This window comes from Tritonibacter multivorans, assembly GCF_001458415.1.
Classification (GTDB): domain Bacteria; phylum Pseudomonadota; class Alphaproteobacteria; order Rhodobacterales; family Rhodobacteraceae; genus Epibacterium; species Epibacterium multivorans.
The window spans coordinates 1-25,476 of the sequence record NZ_CYSD01000024.1 but is presented as its reverse complement, the minus strand read 5'-3'; the positions used below and the strand labels follow the sequence as shown (position 1 = coordinate 25,476).

Sequence of the window (25,476 nt, the reverse complement as noted above, 5' to 3'; positions counted from 1 at the left end):
CATGCAAGCGCCCCCGTTTGGGCCGCGCGCCGCTGCGCGGCGCGGCCCCGCTTGTGACTTTGGGGGCGAGCAGGTCTGATCTGTCGGAACCGGGCTGTTGAATGGCGCAGGTCCGTTTGACGCATGGCCCCTCTCTGACAGAGGGTTTAGATCTCGAGCCAGGATCGCTTTGGGCCGAACGAAGCCACGCAGAACGGATACGTCGCATGATTGTCAGGGAAAAACCGGGTCTTTGGGAGCTGATCTTTGCAGTGCAGGGATCGGTGTTGCCGCGCATTCTGCCGCGGATCATCGGACTGGCGCTTCTGGCGGCGGTTCTGGTGTGGCTGGATCGTTTTGTCCTTGCCCTGCCCCATACCAATGCCGCGCCCTTCGCGGTGTTTGGCGTCGCGCTCTCGCTGTTTCTGGGCTTTCGCAACAATGCCGCCTATGAACGCTGGTGGGAGGGGCGCAAACTGTGGGGGCAGCTGATCGCCGACCTGCGCAGTCTGGGCCGTGAAGTGCAGATATTCCTGCCACCCGAGGCCCGTCGCCGCCCGCTGGAGCTGGCTTTGGGTTTTGTCCATCTGCATCGGATCAACCTGCGCCGCCTGACCGATTTTGCCCCCGCCACGCGTTGGACGGGAACGGACCTTTCGACAGCGCCCCACCCGCCCTGCGCGGCACTGGACATGTTGACCGTGAGCCTGAGCAAGGCCGCCCCGGATGGGTTTGCCCAAAAGGCGCTGAGCGAACGGCTGGCGTCCATGACAGCCGCACAAGCGGGCTGCGAACGCATTGCCGCAACGCCCCTGCCCTTTGTCTATTCGCTGTTGGTGTTTCGCACGACCTACCTTTATTGCCTGCTGATCCCCTTTGCCCTGCTGGAAGGTGCGGGCTGGATGACCCCGGCTTTTGTGGCAATTGTGGCCTATGTGTTCTTTGGTTTGGCCGAGGTCACCGAAGAGCTGGCCCATCCCTTTGGCGAAACCCTGAACGGGTTGCCGCTGGATGCCATGTGCCGGACAATGGAAATTTCGCTGATGGTGCAAATGGGAGAGACCCCGCCCGACGCCGCCAAGCCCAAGGGCTATCTGCTCAGTTAACCTCGCACGCCAGCGCGGCGGTCAGGCGTGTTTTCGGGTCAAAGGCGCCAATGTCGCGGGTCCGGATCTGATCGTCTTCGAGGGTCGAGACCATAATGCGGGACCAATTGACATTGGCGGTAACGATCTCCGGGCCCTGACCACAATTGCGAATGCCAGAGGTGATGAAATCCTCGCCAATGCGGTGATTGGTGAGACCGGGCGTGGATGCGACCTGTTCCAGCGCCCCTTCGCGAAAGCGCCAAATGCGCAGGGTTTTGGCCAGATGCGGACGGTCGACATAGGCGACCTCGATGTGGCCGTCGCCGTCCAAGTCTGCCGCACCAATGGGGGCCAGCCAGCGGAAACGTGTGCCAATATGAGGGGTGGCCGCGATTTTGGTGCCGCTGGCGTCATAGATGGAAAGCTGCGCGCCTTTCTGGGCATCGCTTTCTACCACCATGACCTCGGGCGCGCCGTCATCGTCAAGATCGACAAGACGGGGGGCGAGATCCTCAAAGACACGGGTCAGCGGCAAGCGTATGGTGATCTTCTCCCGACGCAGAACCGCGTTGGACCGCAAGGCCGTACCTGCCTTGAGGTTGCTGCGGTGCAGGATCAACGCGCCGTATTCCACGTCATCGCCGAGAACTGCATGAGCATAGCGCAGGGTTGGCTCGGCGAATTCCGCAGATGTCACAATGGTGGCCTCTGTCCCGGCCCCCAAGGGGAGCGCCGCGCCTGCAAACGTTGCCGCAAGCACAAACGTCAGCGCTGCGCGGCGCGCGGGCCGGGGCGATTGGCGCAACCGAAGACGCCGCGCGATCTGCAGCCCCCGCGCCCTCACGATCAGATCTGCTTTTCAGGCAGCTTCACCACCAGACCATCCAGCGCATCGGTCACTTTGATCTGGCAGGTCAGGCGCGATGTGGCCATATCGGGCTCGAACGCGAAGTCCAGCATGTCCACTTCCATGTCATCCGCCTTGGGTAGTTTTTCGACCCAGGCCGGATCCACATAAACGTGACAGGTGGAACAGGCGCAGGCGCCGCCGCAGTCCGCTTCGATGCCCGGAATATTATTGTCACGCGCACCTTCCATCACAGTGAGCCCATTGGCCACATCCACCACATGTTCGGTGCCGTTGTGCTCAATATAGGTGATCTTTGCCATTCTTCGCTTTCCCTAATCTGGCCCGTATCTGGGTACTCGGCTGTCTGTTCTCGGCAGAGGTTGTAGCCAAGCCACATGCCCCAGACCAGCCCTCAAATGCTGAAAGCGATGGTTACTGGAATAACGCGGCAAATGTTCTATATTTGTTCCAAGCCTATCCGAAAGCTGCCGCATGAAAACCACCACCGCCCTGTCACAGTCCCCCTGCCCGACACGCCAGACACGCCAGACCAGCGCCATTCGCAACTGGCCGCGCCCGCCCGCCTGCCTGACCGCTGCGCGCCTGTGGGAGCCGCCGGAAAACGCCCGCATCACGGTGGCAGGACTGGTGATCCTGCGCCAGCGCCCCGGGACCGCCAAAGGGGTGATTTTCCTGACCCTCGAGGATGAAACCGGCGTCGTGAACATTATCGTCTGGCGCAAGATTTACGAACAGTTCCGGCGCGCTGTGATTGCCGGACGTCTCTTGCGCGTCACTGGCCGCATCCAACGCGCCGATGGCGTGGTGCATGTGATTGCGGAAACGATCGAGGATATTTCACCCATGCTCGATCTTTTGCTGGAACAACAGGGCCGTAGCGAAGATCCAGCCTTTGCGCCGCCCCCCGAAATAAGCTAGCCTCTCAGGGAGACAGACGCTCAACCGCGCAACCCAAAGACGAAACAACAGGCACAGATGGCATCACCAGCAGAAAAGACCGCATGGCGCTACGGCGTTCTGTTCTGTACCGTGCTAAGCGCCTGCGCCCCGGTGGCGCCCTCTGCCGTTGGCCAAAAAGCACCGCCCGGTGCCCATCCGGACACCTGCTGGAGCACGGTCATTGCGCCCGCCCGGATTGAAACCATCAGCGAACAGGTCGAGGTCACCCCAGCGGTGCACGATGCGAATGGGCAGATCCTACAGCCAGCCACCTATGCCACGGAAACCCGCCAAGAGATTGTCAGCCCCCGGCGCGAGCGGTTTTTCCAGACCCCCTGCCCGATGGAGCTGACCCCGACCTACGTGGCCTCACTGCAGCGGGCGCTACAGGTCCGTGACCTCTACGCAGGCCCGATTACCGGCACATTGGATGCGGCCACTGGCCGGTCCATTCGCGCCTATCAGCTGCCCCTGGGCATCGACAGCGCGGATCTATCGCTGGAGGCGGCGCGCAAACTGGGCCTGAGCGTTCTGCGACGCTGAGCGCGTTCCCTCAGATGCCACGCAGCGTTCTCGGCACGACATGCAAGAGGTTCTTGCTCCAAATCGCGCCAGCGCATAGACCTTTCAGGGCTGGAGTGGCGTGCACACCCTCCGGACCTTCATCCTTTGTGCGGAGATCCCGATGGACAGCCCCCCGATGGACAACACCCTGCCCCCAGATCTGAGCTTCCTCTCGGGCGCCTCAGAACGGCTGCGCCTGATGCTGGAAAGCCAGGCCACGGATGTGCATCTGGCGGCTGGCGACGTGCTGTTTGAGCTCGGCGATGAGGGCGACGCGCTCTATGCGATTGTCTCGGGCGCGCTGGAAATCTCGACCCTCTCGGCGTCGGGGCGGAAACTGTCGCTCGACCTGATGCGGGCCGGTGCCATGTTTGGCGAGATCGCGCTGTTTGACCCCGGCGAACGCACGGCAACCGCAACCGCCGTGGAGCCCTCGCATCTGCGCCGCCTTCGCAACCGCGATGTGCTGGCGCAGCTGGCCCAGCACCCGGAGCTGGCCGGTGACATGCTACGGCTGGCGGGGCAGCGGATGCGTTGGATGACGGCGCAGCTGAATGAACAGGTGTTCCTGCCGATGCCCGCCCGTCTGGCGCGTAAGCTGTTGTATCTGACCCGCGCCGACGGCCGCGGACAGCTGAGCCTGTCGCAATCCGAGCTGGCGGAATTTGTCGGTGCCACCCGCGAGGCGGTGTCCAAAACCCTATCGAACTGGCGCAAAGCAGGCCTGATCGAGATCAGCCGTGGCGGCCTGACCATTCTGGACCGCGGCGGGCTGACCGTTCTGGCCGACCCCGACGGGATTTAGGGCAGAGACTTCAAAAAAATTCTGTTTTTCTTGTGCTTGTGTGATCCGGTTCACATCGCGTGGCGGTGCAGCTGGCCTAAGACACCCATGCAGCAGCCAATTCCCAATCCATCCCATTGGCTGCCTGTCCCAAAACGAAGCCATGTGCCCCGCCCGGCACATGGCTTTTTTGCTGGATCACAGTCCAAAGTCCTCTGCAAAGACCGAGGGATCGAACCGGTCCTTTGGCAACAAAGTGAAAGACTTATTGGTCATTTGGGCTGAAAGGATTCGATCACATCGAAAATTGCGCGGTCGGTCCCTGAGGCGATCAAAGGCCAATACATACCAAATCGGATATTTAAGCAGCAGATAATGCGGTGCGATCTGGCGGTTCGAAATTTCACCATCCTCGCGCTGGTATTGGATGGCCAGTTCCGACTGGCTGACAAAGGCCTGGTGTAAGGTCTGAACAACCGGTTTCGGCGGCGTGCTTGCACCAGCCTGTACAAAGGTCGACGCAGTACCACCAATCAAAATTCGGGATTTCAGGCGCTCGACCTGTTTACGCTTTTCTGGCGAAAACGATGCAACCAGCTGCCGTCGTACAGAGGCAAGACTGGCCAAAAAGATAGGGGATTTCATCTGCTCTGCCACGGAAATGCTGATCAGCAGATCGACGGCTTCGGCATAGGGCAGGTTCAAACGACCCACGCCCCAACTGCGATCAAGGCGAACTCCGCCGCCACGCCCGCGGTCTGCGGCAATCTGCATGCCCTGTTCACGCATTACGGACAGATCGCGCGCAATGGTTCGTGTGCTGACACCATGCTGCTGGGCCAGATCCTTGATGGTGCAATGGACATCTTGCTTGAGCTGTACTGCCAGCAATTCCATGCGCCTGATCCGTTCGGTTGCGGAGCTTCGAGACATAAAACAAATAGGACACAAACTGTCTTATTTATCAATATTACCCTACTCAGACGGGCCCTTTCCGGGTCTTCACCCTAAACATGGCAAGCGGAGCGCAGGACAATGAAAATGAACTATTGTGTGGTGGGAACAAATAACATGACGGCCTCTCAAGGCTTCTATAATGCGCTGTTTGCGCAGGCGGGCCTTCAAACCGTTTTGCCATCCGAGCGCATGACCTATTGGATCGGTGACGATTTTGCCTTTGCCACAGCCGAACCCTTTGACAAGAAACCTGCAACCCACGGCAATGGCACCATGGTTGGATTTAGTGTTGGCTCAAAAGAAGAGGTGAAGAAACTGCATGGTTTGGCACTTCGGCTTGGGGGGCGCTGCGAAGGCGCGCCGCATCAGCGCGGACCCAAGTTTTCGGCCTATGTGCGAGACTTGGACGACAATAAACTATGTTTTTCTGACTGATGGCCAGAAAGGCCTGCCGAGAGCCAGTTCAACAAAAAAGCCGGGCACTGGGCCCGGCTTTTCTTTTGTTCAGTGCGGGATCACTCACCCAAATTCAGCGCCACAAAGCGGGGTTCGCCGGCGCGGCGGACCATGAGGAACAGGGACTTGCGGCCCGATTCTTTTGCCGCCTCGATCTGGGCTTCAAAATCGGCGATGGTGGCGATCTTGTTCTGACCGGCCTCGGTGATCACGTCACCGGCGCGCAGGCCTTTTTCCCAGGCCGCCGAGGTCTCATCCACGCTGAGGATCACCAGACCTTGTGCGTCGGGGGCGAGGTTCAGCTCGCTGCGCATATCGTCGGTGACAACACCAATGGTCAGGCCCAGGAATTCTTTCTCCTGCTCAGCGGTGCCTTCTTCGGGCGTTTCGCCCTCTTCCTCGGAGGGGCCGTTTACCGCATCCTCGCGGCGGCCAAGGGTCACGCGCAGGGTTTCGGTTTTGCCATCACGGAAGACAACAACACGGACGGTTTTGCCGACCTCGCTGTCGCCCACGCGGCGGACCAGATCGCCGGTGTCTTTGACGTCATGGCCGTCAAACGACAGGATCACGTCACGTGACAGCAGGCCGCCCTCTTTGGCGGGGCCTTCCGGCACATCCGTGACCAGCGCGCCTTTGGGGCCTTCCATGCCCATAGCTTCGGCCAGATCCTCTGTGACGTTCTGAATGCGCACGCCCAGCCAGCCGCGGCGGGTTTCGCCGAATTCTTTCAACTGGGCCACAACCTTGGTCACCACGTTCGATGCCATGGAGAACCCAATCCCGATGGAGCCGCCATTGGGCGACAGGATTGCGGTGTTCACGCCGACCACATTGCCGTCCATATCAAACAGCGGCCCGCCCGAGTTGCCCCGGTTGATCGCCGCATCGGTCTGGATGTAGTCGTCATAGGCGCCCTGCAGCGCGCGGTTGCGGGCCGACACGATACCTGCCGACACAGAAAACCCCTGCCCCAGCGGATTGCCCATGGCCACAACCCAATCGCCCACACGGGCGGTGTCGCTGTCGCCGAATTTGACAAACTTCAGCGGCTGTTCGGCGTCGACCTTCAGCAGCGCAATATCGGTATTCGGGTCGGTGCCGATCACCTTGGCGGGCAGCAGCTTGGCGGGCTGGCCATCGCCCGGGAAGAACTCGATCTCGATCTCATCGGCGCCATCAATCACGTGGTTGTTGGTAACAATGAACCCATCTTCCGAAATCACAAAGCCCGAGCCCAGCGCGGACGAGCGGCGCGGGCGGTTCGGGGTGTCGCCATTGGGGCCATTGCGGTCCTGAAACTCGCGGAAGAAATCCTCAAACGGAGAGCCCTCTGGCACAATGCCCTGCGGGCCACCCGCGCGGCCTTCGACCACGGTCGAGGTGGTGATGTTCACAACCGACGGGCTGATCTTATCAACCAGCGGTGCCAGGCTTTCCGGGCGGGCAAAAGCCGCCGCCGCCTGCAATACGATCAGGGCCAGCACAACAAAGCCGCCCCACAACAATCGGGCCATCTGCCCTGTCACATCCACGCTTTCAGCCCGTGTCACAGCCTGTGCCTTCACCGGTCTACTCCTCCGTCTCATTCTGTTGTCGCCTGTGCCGCAGGATCGTGGCACGCGAGTGTTAATCTACAATGTAGTGGCTTGAGCGCAGGCTGCAATGAATGTTGCAGGGGAACAATTCGTTGTGAGGCGCAGATTGACCTTTTTCGCGCAACTTAGGACAGCATCGGGGGCGTGGCCCGGATGCGCCGCTTTGAAGGCAGCCGAACTGAGAAATGAACAAAGGCCGCATGATGTTGGTCAAGCGGTGAGTCCGTGATGCAGTGTGTCCGTGATGCGGGGGTTTACGAGAGGCCTTGGTCTGTGGTCCTATCCCGGCGCACGTCAAGGACCCTTCATGCGCCGCGCCTCATTTATTCTTGCTCTTCTTGTTGCAGTTGCCGCCGGCGCCAGCCTGTTTCAGCTGTCCTATCGCAGTTTCCGCGCTCAGGAGCTGGCCCAGGCCGAGGGGCGGCTGTCGCTCTATCAAAGCACGGTCCGGGCCGAGCTGGAGCGGTTTTCGCATCTGGCCTATGTAATGGCGAACGACCCCTTTGTGATCGCAACAGCTGCGGGCGCGGGCACCGGGCCGCTGAACCGGCGGCTTCAGGACTTTGCCAGCCAAGCGGGGGTGGATGCGATTTACCTGATGGATGCAGACGGGCTGACCATTGCCGCCTCAAACCACCATGAACCCCGCAGCTTTGTCGGCCAGTCCTATGGCTTCCGCCCCTATTTTCAGGATGCAATTGCCGGGGGTCAGGGACGGTTTTATGCAATTGGCGCCACCACTGGCGAACCCGGTTATTTCATTGCTGATGCGGTGCAGGAGGGCACGCCAACACCGACCGGCGTGATCGCCATCAAGCTTGATTTTTCGAGCCTACAGGACAGTTGGCGCGCAGCTGGTGAGCAGGTTTTGCTGGCCAACGAGGATGGCGTGGTGTTGCTCGCCTCGGACCCCGCGTGGCAATACCGCAGCCTGCAGCCGCTGTCGGCGGACCAACGGAATCGGATCATTGCCGCCAAACAGTTCCCCGGCGAACGGCTGGAGCCGCTGGACTGGACGCCGCAGCCCGATAATGTGGCGGGCATCGGCGGACAGACCAGTCTGTATCTGCAGGCGCGCGCCCTGCCTCATGGCTGGTCTTTGCATTACTTTGCCAGCGATGACCGCGCCACCGCGCGGGCCTGGCTGGTCACCGCGCTGTTCCTGCTGGTGGCAGGTGCCAGTTTCATTGTCTGGCAAATCGGCCGCACCCGCCGCGTCGGCGCAGCGCTGGCTCGGTCGGAACAGGAAGAAGCCCAGCTGCGCCTTGCCAACGAACGTTTGGCGCAAGAGATTGAGGTCCGGCGCACCGCTGAACGTCGCCTGAAACGCACACAAGGAGAGCTGGAGCGCGCCAGTAAACTGGCAGCCCTCGGCCAGCTCGCGGCCTCAGTGACGCACGAGCTGGGCCAGCCCATCGCCGCCATGCGCAACCATCTGGTGGCGGCCGAATTTGCCCCTGCCCCGCCTGCGCGGCTGCCCGGCCAGATCGCCAGCCTTGTAGACCGGATGGAAGGGATCACCCGCCAGCTTCGGTTCTTTGCACGTTCTGAACAAGAACCCTTTGGTGATGTGGATCTGAACGTCGCGGTGCAGGCGGCGCTGTCGCTGGTTGCCCCCAATGTGGAAAAGGCCCGCGCTGCGGTCGCGCTAGATCTGCCGGATCAACCGGTGCTGATCCGGGGCATTTCCCTGCGCGTGGAACAGGTTTTGACCAATCTGCTGCGCAATGCGCTGGATGCCACGGACGAGGTCGACGCGCCCGAACTTGCGGTCTCGGTCCGGCTGGCCGCAGACAGTGCACTGGTCGAAGTTCAGGACAATGGTCACGGTCTGGGTGATGCCACGCTGGCGGATCTGCAGGAACCCTTTGTCACCACCCGCGAAAGCGGGCGCGGCCCGGGTCAGGGCATGGGGTTGGGTCTGGCCATTTCCGCCAGCATTGTCAAAGATCACAATGGCACAATGACAGCGCGCAATCGCAAGGCCGGGGGCACCATTTTCACCGTGACCTTCCCACGCCCGCATTCAGAGGACGATCTCGACGCATGACCAATTCCACAACTCAGGCCGCAGCGCAGCCTTTTCACGTTCTGGTCGTGGATGATGACAAGGCCATGCGCCAGTCGCTGGAAGACCTGCTCGAAGCTGCGGGCTGGCGGGTTACCGCCCTGCCCCGCGCCGCCCAAGTGGCCGACCAGCTGGCCAGCAGCCCGCCGGATGTGATCCTGTCGGATGTGCAGATGCCGGGGATGACGGGACTGGAACTGCTGGCGCGGCTGGATAAACAGGTGGCCCCACCAATGGTGCTGATCTCGGCCCATGGGGACATTCCCATGGCGGTGCAGGCCATTCAGGACGGGGCTTACGGGTTCATTGAAAAACCTTACGAGCCACGCCGCCTGCTGACGGTTCTGGCCCATGCCGCCGAACAGAACCGCATGCGCCACAGCAATGCGCGCCTTAAGGAACGGCTGTTCAAACTGTCAGGGTTGGACCGCATTCTGCTGGGCCAGACGCCGGGCATAGCAGAGCTGCGGCAGGATATTCTGGATCTGGCTGAAACCTCTGCCGCCGTGCTGTTGCAGGGCGACACAGGCACCGGAAAGGAACTGGTGGCCCATGCGTTGCATGATCTGGGCGCCAACCCCGATGCGCCATTTCTGGCGCTGAACTGTGCAGCCCTGTCTGCGGACACCTTTGAGGCCGAGATGTTTGGCGTTGCAGGCCAGTCCGACGGTCGATTGCTTGCGGCCTCTGGGGGGACGCTGTTTCTGGACGAAATCTGCACCTGCCCCCCTGCAGCTCAGGCAAAACTTCTGCGCGTGATCGAAGACCAGCAGGTTCTGCCTGTGGGGGCCAGCGCGCCGGTGCCAGTGCAGTTTCGCGTGATCTCGGCCACCAACGAAGATGTCACACAGGCTGCCGCCGACGGGCGGCTGCGCCAAGACCTTCTGTTCAGGCTCAACACCATTGTCCTGACCCTGCCGCCCCTGCGCCAGCGCCGGGATGATCTGGTGTTGCTGGCCACACATTTTCTGGCTGAATTTGCCGAAGTTTACGAAATCGACGCGCCAGAGCTGGACCCGGATGACCTTGCAGCGCTGCTAGCCCATGACTGGCCCGGAAACGTGCGTGAATTGCGCCATGTCTGCGAACGCCGCACCTTGGCCGCGCGGCGCGGCGGCGGTTCCCTTGCCCGTGCGATCCAAAGCGACCATCCGGTGGATGATGTGCCGGATACCTTACGCGAAGCCGTGGCTGCTTTTGAACGCGAGCTGATCGGCAAGGCGATCAAGGCGCATAAGGGGCGCATGGATGCGGCAGCAGAAGCACTGGGGATCGGGCGGCGCACACTCAATGAAAAGATCGTAAAACTGGGTCTCGATAAGGACGCGCTGCTCTAGCTGCTGAGCGCCTATCGTGAACCCTGCGGAAATCCGCAGGGGCCTGCCCCCCAGCCCCGCAATTTCCCACATTGTCAGACGCAGCGCGCGGGTGAATACTCCCCCATACCAAGCATGAACTGGGAGGAGATCTCATGCAGAAGCATCTTAAACGCGCGGCTCTGGCTGCGCTGTCGCTGACAATTGCATCCGAGGCCATGGCGGATCAGTGGAACGTGTCCCTGTGGGGCAAGCGCCGCGCCTTTACCGAACACGTTGAAAAACTGGCCGAGCTGGTGTCTGAGAAAACCAATGGCGAATTCACCCTGAACATCAGCTATGGCGGTCTGTCGAAGAACAAAGAAAACCTTGACGGGATCTCGATTGGCGCGTTTGAAATGGCGCAGTTCTGTGCCGGCTATCACCGCGACAAGAACCCGTCGATCACCGTGCTGGAGCTGCCGTTCCTGGGCGTGACCTCGCTGGAGCAGGAGATCGAGCTGTCGATGGCGGTCTATGAACACCCCGCCGTGGTCAAGGACCTGGCCCGTTGGGACGCCACCCTGCTGATGCCCTCGCCGCTGCCGCAGTACAATCTGGTCGGTGTGGGGGATGCCCCCAAAACGCTGGCTGATTTCGAAGGCCTGAGCGTGCGCGCCACCGGCGGTATTGGCAAAGCGATGGAGACAGTGGGCGCGGTGCCGACCTCTATGTCCGCATCTGAGGTCCGTCAGGCGATGGACAGCGGCATTGTCAAAGCGGTGAGCTTTGCGCCCCATGCCCATATGTCCTTTGGCACCATTGAAAACGGCAAGTGGTGGACCACCAACCTGAACCCCGGCACCGTGAACTGCCCGGTTGTGGTCAACACGCTGGCGCTGGAAAGCCTGTCGGACGATCACCGCGACGCGCTGCTGAGCTCGGTGGATGAGGCGCTGGATCACTATGTCAGCCACTATAACGGCCAGACCATGGAAGCCTGGGGCCCGGCTCTGGAAGAGCGCGGCATTGAGCAGGTGACCTTCTCTGATACAGAGATCGCGAGCTTCAAAGAAGCGGCTGCCGCCCCGGCCGCTGCGGCCTGGATCGAAGAAAACACCAAGCGCGGCCTGCCTGCGCAGGAGCTTTATGACATGGTGACCGGCAAAATCGCTGCCGCGAACTAACCCCGACCCGCCCCGGTGCTGACCTGATCCGCACCGGGGTTTTTCTATTCAAAAACTGGAGGTTTAAGATGGCCGGATCCTCTCTGGTGCTGTCGGATGACAGCCGTCTGAGCCAGATCGACCGCAGCCTGTACCGGCTGGAACAGGTGCTGGCCCTGGTCAGCGGGCTGGCGGTGTTTTCCCTGATGCTGATGGCTGTTGTGTCCGTGGGCGGGCGCAATTTCTTCAACCAACCCCTGCCCGGTTATGTGGACTGGATCGAACAGGCGATGCCGCTGATTGCCTTTATGGGCATTGCTTACGCCCAGCGCGATGGCGGGCACATTCGCATGGATATGGTTGTCGGCGCGTTGAAAGGGCGCGTGTTGTATCTGGTAGAATTCATCACCACCGCCGTAATCCTGTTGGTGGTTGTTCTGCTGGTCTGGGGCACCTGGTCCCATTTTGACCGCAGCTTTGATTTTGCCATGCCGATGTGGAGCACCGACAGTTCCATCGATATTGGCCTGCCGATCTGGCCTGCGAAACTGCTGGCGCCGGTGGCGTTCTCCGTCCTCAGCCTGCGACTTGCCTTGCAGCTCTGGGCCTATGCGCGCGCCATAGTGACCCCCGATCGCGCCCCTGTGGCCATTCCGCTGATCGCCGATGCCGCAACCCAAGCCGCAATGGAAGCCGAGCATGTCTCGGGCCGCGACGAATAACGAAAGCACAGAGACATGGAACCCATTGATATTGGCCTGATCGTTTCAGGCGGCATGCTGGTGCTGGTTGTGCTGGGGATGCGCGTGGCCTTTGCCGCCGCCACCGCCGGTATGATCGGCCTGATCTGGATCTTCTGGGCCAAATTCGGCTATGATCCGGACCGTTTTGGCAAGGCGGTCACCGTTGCGGTAAAGACCGCAGGGCAAGTGCCGCATTCGAAAATCTCCAGCCAAGCGCTGAGCCTGATCCCGACCTTTATCCTCATCGGCTATCTGGCTTACTACGCAGGGCTCACCAAAGCGCTGTTTGAAGCCGCAAAACGCTGGCTGGCCTGGGTGCCGGGTGGCCTGGCGGTGTCGACCGTTTTTGCCACCGCAGGCTTTGCCGCAGTGTCCGGCGCCTCGGTCGCCACATCTGCCGTCTTTGCCCGTATCGCCATCCCAGAGATGCTGAAAATCGGCTATGACAAACGCTTTGCTGCGGGGGTTGTGGCGGCCGGTGGCACTTTGGCCTCCCTCATCCCGCCGTCGGCGATTTTGGTGATCTATGCCATTATCGTGGAACAGGACGTGGGCAAGCTGCTGCTGGCGGGGTTCATTCCCGGCATGTTCTCGGCCCTGATCTATGGGCTGCTGATTATCGGCATGGCGATGACGATCAAGAACTTTGGCCCCGCTGTCAGCGGTTTCACCTGGAAGGAACGGTTTCAGGCCCTGCCCCCGGCGCTGCCCATTTTGGTGGTGGTGATGACCATCATCTTCTTTGTTTACAACCCCTTTGGCGGCGACGCATGGGGCACGCCGACCGAGGGCGGCGCGATCGGGGCCTTTGTGGTGTTTCTGATGGCGCTTTACCAAGGCATGCGCTGGAGCGAGTTGAAAGACGCGCTGCTGGAGACTGCGAAACTGTCAGTGATGATCTTCACCATCATCTGGGGCGTCTTGATCTATGTGCGGTTCTTGGGCTTTGCCCAGTTGCCGAACGCGTTCTCTGATTGGATCACCAGCCTCGAGATGTCGCCGATGCTGATCCTGGTCTGTATTCTGCTGGCCTATGCGGTCTTGGGCATGTTCATGGATGCGATTGGCATGCTGCTGCTGACCCTGCCGGTGGTCTACCCCGCCGTTATGGCGCTGAATGGGGGCGAAGGTGTCAGTGCGGCGGATGCAACCTTTGGCATGTCGGGTCCGATGTGCGCGATCTGGTTCGGCATTCTGGTGGTGAAAATGGCCGAGTTCTGCCTGATTACTCCGCCGATTGGTCTCAACTGTTTTGTTGTCGCCGGCGTGCGCGACGATCTGAGCGTGCAGGACGTGTTCAAAGGTGTGACGCCGTTCTTCCTGGCCGATGCTGCAACGATCGCGCTGCTGGTGGCCTTCCCCTCCATCGTGCTTTGGCTGCCGGGACAAGTTTAAATCGACACGACCTCCGGTCCCCGAAACCCGGAAACGCAAAAGGGGCGGCCCGCACAGGCCGCCCCTTTTATTTTGTCTTGTCAGATCGCTTTAGCGGTCAGCCCCACCAGAGAATTTCAGGTAGTTGAAGAACTCGCTATCCGGCGACAGCACCATGGAGGAGTTCCCCTCCAGCAGCGAATTGGAATAGGCATTCAGCGACCGGTAGAATTCAAAGAATTCCGGGTCCGCACCGTAAGCTTCGGCGAAGATACGGTTGCGTTCTGCGTCTGCCTCACCGCGGATGACTTCGGCTTCACGTTCAGCTTCTGACACCAGCTCGACCTCGGTACGATCCGCCTGCGCGCGCACACGCTGGGCTGCTTCGTTACCACGGGCGATCTCGTCTGCGGCTTCACGTTCACGCTCTGCCCGCATCCGGGCGAAGGTCGCGTTGAGGTTGGCTTGCGGCAGGTCGGTGCGTTTCAGGCGCACGTCGATGACCTCCAGACCCAAGGAACGGGCCTGTGCAATCGCACCATTGCGGATACGCAGCATCAGCGCGGCACGATCCGACGACAGGATATCGTTGGAGCTGACCGAGCCCAGAACCGCGCGGGTTTGGTCGCGCAGGATCTTGTCGAGGCGACGTTCAGCGCCAAAGACATCTTCGCCACCAACGGCCTGACGGAAGGTATCCACATCTGCGATGCGGTAGCGCGAGAAGGCATCGACCACCAGACGGCGGTCATCACGAGGGGTCACCTCGAGCGGGCCAACTTCCAGAGACAGAATGCGGTCATCATAGCGCACAACTTCATCAATGAAGGGCACTTTGAAGGCCAAGCCCGGCTCTTCCTGCACATTCACAACCCGACCAAAACGCAGCACCAGCGCTTTTTCACGCTCGTCCACAATGAAGATCGACGACAGGCCTGCAACGGCCAAAAGAAACAGGACAAACAGTCCCAATGCAGCACGGTTCATCAGTTATTGTCCCCCGTGTTGGACTTGCGCAGCTCGTTCAGCGGCAGGTAAGGCACAACGCCCTGACCATTGCCGCCCGCATCATCAAGAATGATCTTGTCGACACGAGAGAACACGTCTTCCATGGTTTCCAGATAGAGACGCTTGCGGGTCACTTCCGGGGCTTTTTCGTATTCTTGCAAAACCGAAGTGAAGCGCGCGGCCTCACCCGAGGCCTCGTTCACAACCTGCGCACGATAGGCTTCGGCTTCTTCCAATGTCTGCGCAGATTGACCACGCGCCGCCGCCAGTTTGCGGTTTGCGTAAGCGTCAGCCTGCTTTTCCAGACGGTCGCGTTCCTGACCAGCCGATTGCACTTCGCGGAAGGCGTCTTTCACCGGATCGGGCGGATCGGCCCCATCAAAGTTCACACGGACCACGTTGACACCACTGTCGTAGCTATCAAGCGTTGCCTGAATGAGTTCCTGCAGACGGTCGCGGATGATACCACGGTCCCGGTTGAGGATCGGCGCCAGTTCCGACTGCGCGATGATCTCGCGCATGGCGGATTCAGACACCGCGTTGATGGTGGATTGCGGATCTGCGAGGTTAAACAGATACTTCGCCGGGTCCGAGATGTTCCAGACCACTTGGAAGTCCACATCAATGATGTTTTCATCACCGGTCAGCATCAGACCAGCTGTTGCACCGGACGAGCCCGTACCGATGTTTTCGGTCTGCTCGACCCGCACCGGGATCACCTCGCGGCTGACCAACGGCCACGGCGCAAAGTTCAGGCCCGGCTCACCGGTTTTCCAATATTCGCCAAGGAACAGCTCGACCGATTTTTCTTCCGGCTTCACAGTATAGAAGCTGGAAAACGCCCAAAGGCCAGCCGCCACAAGCGCGCCCAGCGCCAGCGTACCGCCGGTGATCTGCGGGCCACTGGGGGATCCACCGCCTGTGCCGCGACCACCGCCCTGGCCACCGCGACCGCCCATAAGGACACGCAGCTGTTCCTGGCCTTTTTTCACCAGCTCGTCGATTTCTGGGATTTGCTGGTCGTCGGGACGACGTCCGCCGCCTCCACCACCGTTATTGCCCCGGTTTCCTCCGCCGCCCGAAGAGCCGCCGCCCCCCCAGGGGCCACCGTTATTGCCAGCCATCTAACTCCTATCCATCCTCTCCCCCGATCTTGGGGGTCGTTGAAGTATCTTGTCTAACCTGTGGTCGCCCGCCGCAAATTCAAGCAGCGCGCGCCCTTTAGATCGTTGTTTTTGCGTCTGCTCAGGTCGAGCGGACGGGTGTTTTCAATGTCACCAATTCTTCCGACATCGTCGGGTGAACCGCAACCGTGCGATCGAAATCTTCTTTGGTTGCGCCCATCTTTACGGCGATGCCTGCAAGTTGGATCATCTCGCCCGCGCCCGGCGCCACAATATGGCAGCCCAGAACCTTGCGAGAGGCCTTGGACACAACCAGCTTCATCAGCACTTTCTGCGCGCGGCCAGCAAAGGACTGCTGCATCGGCTTGAAGGATGCGGAATAGACCTCGATCGCTTCTTGCGCCGCGGCTTCTTCTTCAGACAGACCAATGGTGCCCATTTCCGGCTGCGTGAAGATCGCGGTCGGGATCAGGTCGTGATCCGGGCTGGTCGGGTTGCCGTTGAACACGGTTTCAACGAATGCCATGCCTTCACGGATCGCCACAGGGGTCAGGTTCACACGGTCGGTCACATCGCCAATGGCATAGACCGACGGCACGCCGGTTTGCGAATACTGGTCCACCACGATGGCCCCATTGCGGCCGCGTTCGATCCCCAGCTCCTCAAGGCCCAGATTGTCCGCTTTCGGCGCGCGACCGGTGGCGTACATCACCTTGTCATACAGCGCCTCGGTGCCATTGGTATCCGTGACGCGGATCTGGTCGCCCTCCTGCACCATGGAGGCCACATTGGTGTTCACCTGCAGGTCCACGCCAGCTTCACGCATGCCGTCGGCAACCATATTGCGGGCCTCTTCATCAAAGCCGCGCAGGATCTGTTCACCGCGGTAGAACTGCGTGGTTTTCACGCCAAGGCCGTTCATAATGCCCGCAAATTCCGATGCGATATAACCGCCACCAACGATCAGGATGTTTTCCGGCAGCTTGTCCAGCAGGAAGATCTCGTTCGAGGTAATCGCCAGCTCTCCACCCGGCACATCCGGGATCGACGGCCAGCCGCCGGTTGCGATCAGAATGTGCTTGGCGGTTTTTGTGGTGCCATCGGACAGTTCAACCGTGTGCGGGTTAACCAGCTTGCCGCGCGCATCAAAGGTTTCAACGCCTGAGTTCTTCAGCAGGTTCCGGTAAATGCCTTCCAGACGGTCCAGTTCCGCGTGCAGCTTGCCTTTGAAGTGGTCCCAGCTAAAGCCGTTTTCCGTGATATCCCAGCCATAGGCGCGGCCGTCCTCAATCATACCGGAATATTCCGAGGCGAAGACCATCAGCTTTTTGGGCACACAGCCGCGGATGACGCAGGTGCCGCCATAGCGGTCTTCTTCGGCCAGCGCGACCTTAGCGCCGCCCGCTGCGGCAACCCGTGCCGCCCGAACACCGCCGGAGCCGCCGCCGATGACAAAAAGATCGTAGTCAAAGCTCATATCGCTCGCCTTTTCCTATCTTGTTCTTCTGTGGAGCCCCAATGAACGCTCCCCTGTCTTTTACCGGGGTATCCCATAGGGCGCATGCAAATGCCATAGGCGCAATTGGGCGTTTTGTTCCGGGTTTCAAGTCATAGACCTGCTGCCCCCCAAGACTGGGGCGTCTGTTTGCGGTTTTCCGAGCCATACTCCCACAATCGTGAAAAGAGTTTCAACAGAGGCAGGACGGGAACGCCGCGCGTGGCCCGCAGGGGCGCGCGCGGCGCCGGTCGTTTCGGGCGCAGCCCGAAGCGAAACCCCTTACTCTTCCAGATCGGTAAAAAGGTTCTCATTCTCCAAGAAATCAACCCGTCCTTCCTCAACCGATCCTTCATTGATGTCGCGCACTTCGACACGGCCATCGCCATAGCCAACCACAACCCGGTCGCAGATGTCGATAAACAGGCCATTCTCGACCACGCCGGGGATCTGGTTCAGCACCATGGCCATCTGGCGCGGGTTGCCAATGCGGGTGAGGTGCAGGTCCAGAATGTGGTTGCCCTCATCGGTGACAAAGGGCACCCCGCCCTTCATTCGCAGGGTCACATCGCGCCCCAGCACATCCAGCGAGATCAGCGTTTCCTCCAACAGCGACCGCGTGGTCGACAGACCAAAGGGCAGCACCTCAACCGGCAGCGGAAACGCCCCCAGAGACGCGACCTCTTTGCTTTTGTCGGCAATCACCACCAGCTGATCCGAGGCCGCAGCGACCACTTTTTCGCGCAGATGCGCGCCGCCGCCGCCTTTGATCAGGTTCAGCTCCCCATCAAATTCATCGGCCCCATCAATGGTCATATCCAGCCAGCCCGCCTCTTCCAGAGACACCACCTTCAACCCCACCTCACGCGCCAGATCGGCTGTGCGGGTCGAGGTCGGCACCGTGACAATGTTCAACCCCTCCATCGCCACCCGGTCGCCCAGACAGCGCACCAGCCAGGCAGCGGTTGACCCGGTCCCAAGCCCCACCCGCATGCCATCTTCGATCATCTCTGCTGCGCGTTTGGCGGCTACAAATTTGGCTTTGTCGATCGGGGCAAGTTCTCTGCTCATCACATGGATCCTTATTCGGGTCTTCTGGCGGGTTTCCTGTGCACCGGCCGTTCTGGCAGGCTTTTGTCTCTTATAGGAATTTTGCCCTCCTGTGGCGAGTGACCTTTGCCGTTTGATGCGGAACAAAGCGCAAAATCACCCACGCCCCGACAGGCGGCCACCGCAAACTGCACTATTTCCCGCAGGGCGCGTTTCCGATAGGAAACGTCGAAAACGAACATGTATTTGACCCGCACCCTTTCTACGGTGAGCTTATGGAAACAACCCTGCGCCTGCACTATGCCCCAGACAACGCCTCGCTGATCATTCGGCTGGCGCTGGAGGAGCTTGGCCTGGCGTATGAGACCTGCCTTGTGGACCGCGCAACCGGCGCACAAAGCCAGCCAGCCTATCTGGCGCTCAATCCCAATGGCACGATCCCAGCGCTTGAGACGCCGGATGGCGTGCTGTTTGAAACCGCCGCCATTCTGATGTGGCTGTCGGAAACCACAGGCAAACTGGCCCCCGCAGTGGACACGCCCAAACGCGCGCATTTCTTGAAATGGATGATCTGGTGTTCCAACACCTTTCAGGTCGATCTGCGCCATTTCTTCTATCCCGAAAAATTCATAGGCCCCGATCCGGATCAGCAGCGCCAGCTGCGCGGGATGTTCCGTGCCCGGATTGAAGGGGATCTTGATATTCTTGAGGCCGGCTTGGTCGCAACACCCGGTCTCGCCGGTGGGGGTACGCCAACGCTGCTGGACATATACATCCCCTGCCTGCTGCGCTGGACCAAACTCTATGCAGAGCTGCCGAACCAGCCCTGGTTCGAGCTGAGCCGCTACCCGATACTCCATGCCATAGCGCAGCGCGCCGAGACCCGCGCCAGCACGCAGGCTGCCCAAATCGCCGAAGGGTTGGGCCCCCACCCCTTTACCGCACCCATCCTCGCCACTCCGCCAGAAGGATCTGCTACCTGATGTTCCTCTCCGTATTCGATATGTTCAAGGTGGGCATTGGCCCTTCGTCTTCGCACACTATGGGCCCGATGGTCGCGGCTGCGCGATTCCTCGATATGATGCGCGCTTCGCCGTTTGAATTTGCCGGGCTGCGGGCGTCGCTGCATGGCTCGCTCGCCTTTACCGGTGTGGGCCACGCCACGGACCGCGCCACCATCCTTGGCCTCGCCGGGTTCCTGCCGGACACCTATGACGACGACAAAGCCGAGGCCGCGCTGTCCGCAATCAACGAGACCAAGACCATTGTACTCGATGATCTGGGCGCGCTGCACTTTGACCCCAAAGCAGATATGATCTTTGACTACGATCACGCGCTGCCCGGTCACGCCAATGGCATGATCCTGATGGCCACGGACCCGCAGGGCGATGTGATCCTGCAGCAGGTGTTCTATTCTATCGGTGGCGGTTTTGTGGTCACTGAGGAAGAACTGGCCCAGGGCAAAGCCACAGAAGAAGGCGACCCGGTCCCCTTCCCCTTCAAATCGGCGGCGGAAATGCTGGAGATGGCCAAGGCCAGCGGCAAGACCATTGCCGAGATGAAGCGCGAGAACGAGATCGCGCGCGGCAGCAAAGACGGCCTGTCCAAAGGTGTGGATCGCATCTGGCAGGTGATGAACGACTGCATCAACCGCGGGCTCGAACGCGACGGCATCCTGCCCGGTGGCCTGTTTGTCAAACGCCGCGCCAAAGGCATCTATGACGCGCTGATGGCCGAACGTGGCATGAACCTGACCGCACCGCACACCATCAACGACTGGATGAGCGTTTACGCCATGGCCGTCAACGAGGAAAACGCGGCGGGCGGTCAGGTGGTCACAGCGCCGACCAATGGCGCGGCGGGCACCCTGCCTGCGGTGATCCGATATTATCTGGATCACGTGCCGGGTGCCTCCCCCAGCCACGTCGAAGACTTCCTGCTGACCGCCGCTGCAATTGCCGGTCTGGTGAAATTCAACGCCTCGATCTCGGGCGCTGAGGCAGGCTGTCAGGCCGAGGTCGGCTCTGCCGCGGCCATGTCTGCGGCTGGCCTGTGCGCGGTTATGGGCGGGACACCGGAACAGGTGGAAAATGCGGCGGAAATCGCGCTCGAACATCACCTTGGCATGACCTGCGATCCGGTCAAAGGTCTGGTTCAGGTGCCCTGTATCGAACGCAATGGCTTGGCGGCGATCAAGGCGGTCTCAGCGGCGTCGCTGGCGCTGCGCGGCGACGGCCAGCACTTTGTGCCGCTGGATGCCTGCATTGAAACCATGCGTCAGACCGGCGCGGACATGCACGAAAAATACAAAGAGACCTCCTTGGGTGGTCTGGCGGTAAACGTGCCGAACTGCTGAACAGTCAGCCGTCCCCCCCTACATTGCGGGCTGTGGCATCCTGTGCCGCAGCCTTTTGTATTGCGACACGCCGGGCGCTTGTCAGATCCAGATACCGCGCCTAGCGTGACGCCATGACACAAGATCGCCCCTTCCTTGGCGTGTCCCTGATGCTGGGGTTCTGCGTTACCATTCCCGCCTGCGACGCCATGGCCAAGCTGCTGGGCGCAACGCTCCCTGTGGGCCAGATCGTCTTTGCCCGTTTCGCGTTTCAGGCGGCGCTTCTCGTGCCGCTTGCTTTTGCTTTGGGGTCTTTGCGGATGCCCCGCCGCATTCTGCCCTTTGTTGTCCTGCGCACGCTGCTGCAGATGGCCGGTGTGGGCGCCATGTTCACCGCCTTCAAACATCTGCCGCTTGCCGATGCGGTGGCGATTGCCTTTGTGATGCCCTTCATCATGCTGGTCTTGGGGAAATATGTGCTGGGTGAAGAGGTTGGTATCCGTCGTCTTGGGGCCTGTAGTGTTGGTTTCACCGGCACGCTGCTGGTGATCCAGCCGAGCTTTGCCGCGGTAGGCTGGCATGCATTGTGGCCGGTTCTTGTGGCCGTGATCTTTGCGCTGTTCATGCTGGTCACCCGCAAGATCGCCAAAGAGACCGAGCCGATCTCGCTTCAGGCGGTGAGCGGCCTGCTGGCAAGCGGGCTGATGGTTCCCCTGCTGTGGCTGGGGGAAGCCGCCGGGGGCCCCGGTCTGAACCTGACCCCGCCCCCAGCTGACACATGGGTTTTGCTGACCGCGACAGGCGTGCTGGGCACTTTTGCGCATTTGCTGATGACCTGGAGCCTGCGCTTTGCGCCAACGGCCACGCTGGCCTCCATGCAATATCTGGAAATTCCGGTGGCCGTTCTGCTGGGCTGGATGATCTTTGGCGACCTGCCCAATGCGCTTGCGGCCCTTGGAATTGGTCTGACCATCTCCGCCGGGCTTTACGCGGTCTTGCGGGAACGGCGCGCCGCTGCAGGGGCGACCCGCGTCACTGCTTGAGCGCGGCGACCAGTTCCCCCAGCAGCCGACGCGGCACGATCGCCAAAAGCCCCGCCCCGTTGGGTGTCAAAGTGATCGGCCCCAGTGCCCGGTTCGACGTGCCGATCTGCCCCATGGGTGACAGCTCCAGATCATCGATGGGCCATTCCAAACCCGTGGACTGACCGCGCACCGGTTGCAGCGGGAACAGTGACACCACCTCGCCCGCCTTGGTTGACAGAGATACGGGGTGGGTCAGGTGAAAGATCACCTCTGTTTCGCCAAGCAAAATACAGGGGCTGTCATGCCCCTGCGCCAGAACATGTAATGCCGCCAGCTGGTGATCCACCCGGCCGCCCAAGAACCCCACGGCCAGAACAACCGGCGTGGAAATCATCCGCAGCGCCTTGTCGAAATCTGTGGTATCCTGTTCTGCGATGTTGTGAATGCTGCCCCCCGGCAATGTCTGCTGCGCTGCCGGGCTTAAGGAATCCAGGTCACCAATGACGGCTTCGGGCACGTGCCCAAAGGCCAAGGCCTGATCCGCCCCGCCATCTGCGGCCACCAATCGCGGAGCCAGCGCGAGGGCTGCGTCAAGGGTGCTTTGGGTCAGGATCCCGCCTCCGACGAGGGTAACTGGATCCGAGGTGTGAACAATTTTAGAGGTCATGATGTGATTTTTTACGGATTTAGAAACCGGCCACAATCTAAACACAAAAAAATACGATCAATTGCACGGATTCGGGCCGAATTCGGCCATGACATCATTAGGGTTAACAGCACGAACTTGGCGAGGACGAGCTGACAGATGGTACATAATAACAAAGTTTTGACCGTTTCCTACGGGACTTTCTCCTGCACCCTCGAAGGGTTTGAGGATTCGTTCGACACAATGAAGGCCATTGCCGAGTATTTCCGCGATCTCGCGGCAGATGATCGTTATTTTGGGGCCGAACCGCCGCAACCCGATGCCGAGATGCTGGCGCGGATTGCACAGCGCGAAGTCGCCCGTCAGGTCGAAGCACACACCAGTGATCAGGGGATCCACCTGCGCGCTGCCACGGCGTTGGCGCCGGATGCAGCCGCTGTAGCCCCGACCGCAGGGCCCGCAACGACATCCGAAGCCGCCTCCCAGGACGCACCGGCTCCCGCCAAAGCCGACGCGCCTGCGCCCATCTCGGAACCCGTCTCGGAAACTGTATCAGAACCGGTCGCGCAGACCGACGCTCCCGCCTCGATTGCCCCCGCAGCGCCCGATGTCCCATCCAATGCTACAACCAGTGTCCCGGACATCGCCCCCCCTGTTGCGGCTGACACCGCGCTTGCACCGGAGCTCGCAGATACCGAAGATACCTTCGGCGACGTAGAGCTGTTTGAAACCGCTGCTGCGGAAGAGGCCGCCGTTGAAGAAAATCAACAAGTTGCCGCAGAGGTCGACTTTTTCGACGTGAGCAACGAGGCTCCGGGTGTGGACACCGCGCCGACAGAAGGCTCCGATGCGGAGGCAGCAGCCTGGGGTGTGGACGCCGCACTGGTTGATGCCAGCACGGCCTCCGAAGAAGACCACATTATCCTTCCCGAGGCAGAGACCGAACCAACACCCGTATCTGAAAGCATTGCCGCCAAACTGCAGCGCATCCGCGCCGTGGTCGCAAAGACCCCGCCCCGCGAAGAAGAATTCAGCGAAGATCAGCACGCCGAAGGGTTCAACGTCGGCAACGCCTATCTCGAGGATGCTGTAAAAGAGCTCGAAGCCGTAGGTGACGAGAGCGCTGATGAGTCTGACGCAGCCGACCTCATCGAAGACACGATCGAAGCCGATGTCAGCGACATTCTGGATCAGCTCGAGGCAGAAGCTGCCTCCAATGCCCCAGAGACTTCGAGTGCAGCACAGGACGATGATCTGGACGCCACATTGCGTGCGGTGACCGAAGCGACAAAAGCCGAGGCCGAGCGGACCGCTGCGCCCTTGGCTGAGGACGCCATTGACCGCGTCGCGCAAGAAGCGCCGACCGAAGAGGTCGCCCCCGCAGACGCCCCCACCCCAGAGGCCACAGAAGACGCAGCAGACACTGCAGACGCAGAACCGCAGCTCAACGCCAAAGCGGAACCGGCTGCCGAAGCTGCCAAGGCCAAGGTCGAACCGCGCCGCGTCCGGGGGCGTGTGATCCGCGTTCGCCGCGCCGCAGTGTCGAACACTTTGGTAGACGCCACCGCCGAAGATGTAACGCCAGAGGCCGCTCAGCCTGCTGCGGAACCTGTCGCCGAGGCAGAGCCGCCGCGCCCAGAGCCGACCCAGGACATTGCGCCCGCGCCTCAATCCGCGGCTCGCGACGAAAAACCGGATGCCCAAAGCAGCCTGAGCGACGCTGACGAGGCGGACCTGATGGCAGAGCTGGCAGCGGTTGAAGCAGACCTGATGGCCTCGGGCCGCCCGGCTGAGGCGCCCTCCGCCGCTCAGCAGGAGGACGCTCAGGACAACGGCCCGGCGGACACCGAAGGTTTTGCACAGGAAACTGTTCGCCTTGAAGAACAAGAAGATTTTGACACGGCAGAAAACATGCCCGCGTCTCCGACAGCGGCGTCCCTGCTGCAGCGCAGCCCCGGCGCGCTGGAAGGGGATCTGTCGCGTCTGATGGCGGAAGCCGATGACAAATTGGAACAGGCGGATGCCGCGTCCTCTCGCGAGACATACAACCAGCTGCGCGCCGCCGTAGCAGCAGCGCAAGCCGAAGGTAGCACCCTGGACGACAGCGCCGAAAAAGACGCACAGGCGCAGGCCTATCGTCAGGACCTGGACAGTGTCGTCCGCCCGCGGCGCCCGCTGGGCGACGACGCCAAAGGCGCTGCTGGTCGCGGCGCACCCTTGAAACTGGTCGCCGAACAGCGGATCGACCCGGACCCGACGCCTGAGCCGATCGGTCAGGTCTCCGAACCCGAAGAGGTCGCCGCAACCCTGCAAACAGCCCCGGCGCGCGCGGGCCAACCTGTGCGCCCACGCCGCGTCTCCAGCGCCATGCTAAGCCGAAAGAGCACCAGCGGCGCTGAGGGTCTCGATACCGGGTTTGCCGATTTCGTGCGCCAGCAGGGTGCGGTTGAACTGGGCGAATTGCTGGAAGCAGCGGCAGCCTATTTGACCAAGGTCGAAGGCCGTGACCAGTTCACCCGCCCGCAGCTTCTTGGCAAAGTGCGCGGTCTTGATGATCAAAGCAGCCTGACCCGCGAAGACAGCCTGCGGGCCTTTGGGCAGCTGCTGCGGGACGGGAAGCTGGACAAAGCTTCCAACGGGCGCTTCACCACCAACAGCCAGACCGGTTTCCAACCCGGAGACCGCGCCGCTGGGTAAACCAAGGCTCGACCCCACATTCAAAAGGGCGCTCCTGAGAGCGCCCTTTTTCTTTCATCTGAACCGATCGAGAGGGATTTCGCTTTGGGCTTCGCCCAAAGCGACCGGCACGGCGCGCGCCCCTTTGGGGCGCGCGCCGTGCCATACCCAACTGGCCGGTTTGCATTTCAATGCAAAAAAGGACAGGCGGGGGNAACCCGGGGGGCNTTCCGGG

Annotated in this window: 23 protein-coding genes; 14 read left to right on the top strand and 9 right to left on the bottom strand. The window is 61.0% G+C overall.

Annotated elements, in window-relative coordinates:
* The first annotated feature begins 206 nt into the window (after positions 1–206).
* Complete coding sequence (locus TRM7557_RS08300) at positions 207–1,085, top strand: bestrophin family protein (protein WP_058289761.1); 879 nt, start codon at positions 207–209, stop codon at positions 1,083–1,085.
* Here TRM7557_RS08300 and TRM7557_RS08295 read toward each other — a convergent pair.
* On the bottom strand, positions 1,078–1,872 hold the full coding sequence (locus tag TRM7557_RS08295) for an FG-GAP repeat domain-containing protein (protein ID WP_413081155.1): 795 nt from the start codon (positions 1,870–1,872) through the stop codon (positions 1,078–1,080). The genes TRM7557_RS08300 and TRM7557_RS08295 overlap by 8 nt on opposite strands.
* A gap of 41 nt (positions 1,873–1,913) precedes the next feature.
* Positions 1,914–2,237: a 2Fe-2S iron-sulfur cluster-binding protein gene (locus TRM7557_RS08290; RefSeq protein WP_058289759.1), complete on the bottom strand. Its 324-nt coding sequence runs from the start codon at positions 2,235–2,237 to the stop codon at positions 1,914–1,916.
* Between the two features lie 172 nt (positions 2,238–2,409).
* On the opposite strand from TRM7557_RS08290, the gene TRM7557_RS08285 reads away from it, so the two are divergent.
* The 3 genes from TRM7557_RS08285 to TRM7557_RS08275 all read left to right on the top strand — a co-directional run bounded on the left by TRM7557_RS08285 (position 2,410) and on the right by TRM7557_RS08275 (position 4,246).
* Positions 2,410–2,856: an OB-fold nucleic acid binding domain-containing protein gene (locus TRM7557_RS08285; protein WP_082626562.1), complete on the top strand. Its 447-nt coding sequence runs from the start codon at positions 2,410–2,412 to the stop codon at positions 2,854–2,856.
* A 57-nt stretch (positions 2,857–2,913) separates the two neighbouring features.
* Entirely contained in the window at positions 2,914–3,420 is a 507-nt protein-coding gene (locus TRM7557_RS08280) for a peptidoglycan-binding protein (RefSeq protein ID WP_235811432.1), read from the top strand.
* 157 nt (positions 3,421–3,577) lie between these two features.
* On the top strand, positions 3,578–4,246 hold the full coding sequence (locus tag TRM7557_RS08275) for a Crp/Fnr family transcriptional regulator (protein WP_058289808.1): 669 nt from the start codon (positions 3,578–3,580) through the stop codon (positions 4,244–4,246).
* Positions 4,247–4,423: 177 nt separating this feature from the next.
* Here TRM7557_RS08275 and TRM7557_RS08270 read toward each other — a convergent pair whose 3' ends face one another.
* A complete protein-coding gene (locus TRM7557_RS08270) occupies positions 4,424–5,122 on the bottom strand; it encodes a helix-turn-helix transcriptional regulator (RefSeq protein WP_058289758.1) in 699 nt (232 codons plus the stop codon).
* 174 nt (positions 5,123–5,296) lie between these two features.
* Here TRM7557_RS08270 and TRM7557_RS08265 point away from each other — a divergent pair, with 174 nt between their 5' ends.
* Positions 5,297–5,617, top strand: a complete 321-nt coding sequence (locus TRM7557_RS08265) for a VOC family protein (RefSeq protein WP_235811431.1) — start codon at positions 5,297–5,299, stop codon at positions 5,615–5,617.
* An 80-nt stretch (positions 5,618–5,697) separates the two neighbouring features.
* Here the strand turns inward: TRM7557_RS08265 and TRM7557_RS08260 are convergent, their stop codons facing one another.
* Positions 5,698–7,155, bottom strand: coding sequence for a Do family serine endopeptidase (locus TRM7557_RS08260; protein WP_235811435.1), 1,458 nt, complete (start codon positions 7,153–7,155; stop codon positions 5,698–5,700).
* Positions 7,156–7,543: 388 nt separating this feature from the next.
* Here TRM7557_RS08260 and TRM7557_RS08255 point away from each other — a divergent pair, with 388 nt between their 5' ends.
* From TRM7557_RS08255 to TRM7557_RS08235, 5 genes are all read left to right on the top strand, one after another.
* Positions 7,544–9,286 carry a sensor histidine kinase gene (locus TRM7557_RS08255; protein ID WP_058289755.1) on the top strand — a complete coding sequence of 581 codons (1,743 nt, stop codon included), beginning with the start codon at positions 7,544–7,546 and terminating at the stop codon, positions 9,284–9,286.
* A complete protein-coding gene (locus tag TRM7557_RS08250; RefSeq protein ID WP_058289754.1) occupies positions 9,283–10,641 on the top strand; it encodes a sigma-54-dependent transcriptional regulator in 1,359 nt (452 codons plus the stop codon). Before TRM7557_RS08255 ends, TRM7557_RS08250 begins: the two co-directional genes overlap by 4 nt.
* Before the next feature lie 134 nt (positions 10,642–10,775).
* Positions 10,776–11,786: a C4-dicarboxylate TRAP transporter substrate-binding protein gene (locus TRM7557_RS08245; protein WP_058289753.1), complete on the top strand. Its 1,011-nt coding sequence runs from the start codon at positions 10,776–10,778 to the stop codon at positions 11,784–11,786.
* A 68-nt stretch (positions 11,787–11,854) separates the two neighbouring features.
* Positions 11,855–12,487, top strand: coding sequence for a TRAP transporter small permease subunit (locus TRM7557_RS08240; RefSeq protein ID WP_058289752.1), 633 nt, complete (start codon positions 11,855–11,857; stop codon positions 12,485–12,487).
* A 15-nt stretch (positions 12,488–12,502) separates the two neighbouring features.
* Complete coding sequence (locus TRM7557_RS08235; protein WP_058289751.1) at positions 12,503–13,903, top strand: TRAP transporter large permease; 1,401 nt, start codon at positions 12,503–12,505, stop codon at positions 13,901–13,903.
* Positions 13,904–13,993: 90 nt separating this feature from the next.
* Here TRM7557_RS08235 and hflC read toward each other — a convergent pair whose 3' ends face one another.
* From hflC to rpiA, 4 genes are all read right to left on the bottom strand, one after another.
* The gene (gene hflC / locus TRM7557_RS08230) at positions 13,994–14,869 is read right to left on the bottom strand and encodes a protease modulator HflC (RefSeq protein WP_058289750.1); all 876 of its coding nucleotides are present in this window, start codon (positions 14,867–14,869) and stop codon (positions 13,994–13,996) included.
* Complete coding sequence (hflK, locus tag TRM7557_RS08225) at positions 14,869–16,014, bottom strand: FtsH protease activity modulator HflK (protein WP_058289749.1); 1,146 nt, start codon at positions 16,012–16,014, stop codon at positions 14,869–14,871. Before hflK ends, hflC begins: the two co-directional genes overlap by 1 nt.
* Before the next feature lie 121 nt (positions 16,015–16,135).
* Positions 16,136–17,491, bottom strand: a complete 1,356-nt coding sequence (gene gor, locus TRM7557_RS08220) for a glutathione-disulfide reductase (protein WP_058289748.1) — start codon at positions 17,489–17,491, stop codon at positions 16,136–16,138.
* A 300-nt stretch (positions 17,492–17,791) separates the two neighbouring features.
* Positions 17,792–18,580, bottom strand: a complete 789-nt coding sequence (rpiA, locus tag TRM7557_RS08215; RefSeq protein WP_058289747.1) for a ribose-5-phosphate isomerase RpiA — start codon at positions 18,578–18,580, stop codon at positions 17,792–17,794.
* A gap of 254 nt (positions 18,581–18,834) precedes the next feature.
* On the opposite strand from rpiA, the gene TRM7557_RS08210 reads away from it, so the two are divergent.
* The 3 genes from TRM7557_RS08210 to TRM7557_RS08200 all read left to right on the top strand — a co-directional run bounded on the left by TRM7557_RS08210 (position 18,835) and on the right by TRM7557_RS08200 (position 21,937).
* Positions 18,835–19,542 carry a glutathione S-transferase family protein gene (locus TRM7557_RS08210; protein WP_058289746.1) on the top strand — a complete coding sequence of 236 codons (708 nt, stop codon included), beginning with the start codon at positions 18,835–18,837 and terminating at the stop codon, positions 19,540–19,542.
* A complete protein-coding gene (locus TRM7557_RS08205) occupies positions 19,542–20,915 on the top strand; it encodes an L-serine ammonia-lyase (RefSeq protein ID WP_058289745.1) in 1,374 nt (457 codons plus the stop codon). The genes TRM7557_RS08210 and TRM7557_RS08205 overlap by 1 nt, the downstream gene beginning before the upstream one ends.
* A 113-nt stretch (positions 20,916–21,028) precedes the next feature.
* Entirely contained in the window at positions 21,029–21,937 is a 909-nt protein-coding gene (locus TRM7557_RS08200; RefSeq protein WP_058289744.1) for a DMT family transporter, read from the top strand.
* Here TRM7557_RS08200 and TRM7557_RS08195 read toward each other — a convergent pair.
* Entirely contained in the window at positions 21,927–22,586 is a 660-nt protein-coding gene (locus TRM7557_RS08195; RefSeq protein WP_058289743.1) for a thiamine diphosphokinase, read from the bottom strand. The two genes, TRM7557_RS08200 and TRM7557_RS08195, sit on opposite strands and share 11 nt — an antisense overlap.
* Before the next feature lie 138 nt (positions 22,587–22,724).
* Here TRM7557_RS08195 and TRM7557_RS08190 point away from each other — a divergent pair, with 138 nt between their 5' ends.
* Complete coding sequence (locus TRM7557_RS08190; protein ID WP_058289742.1) at positions 22,725–25,262, top strand: hypothetical protein; 2,538 nt, start codon at positions 22,725–22,727, stop codon at positions 25,260–25,262.
* Positions 25,263–25,476 lie beyond the last annotated feature (214 nt).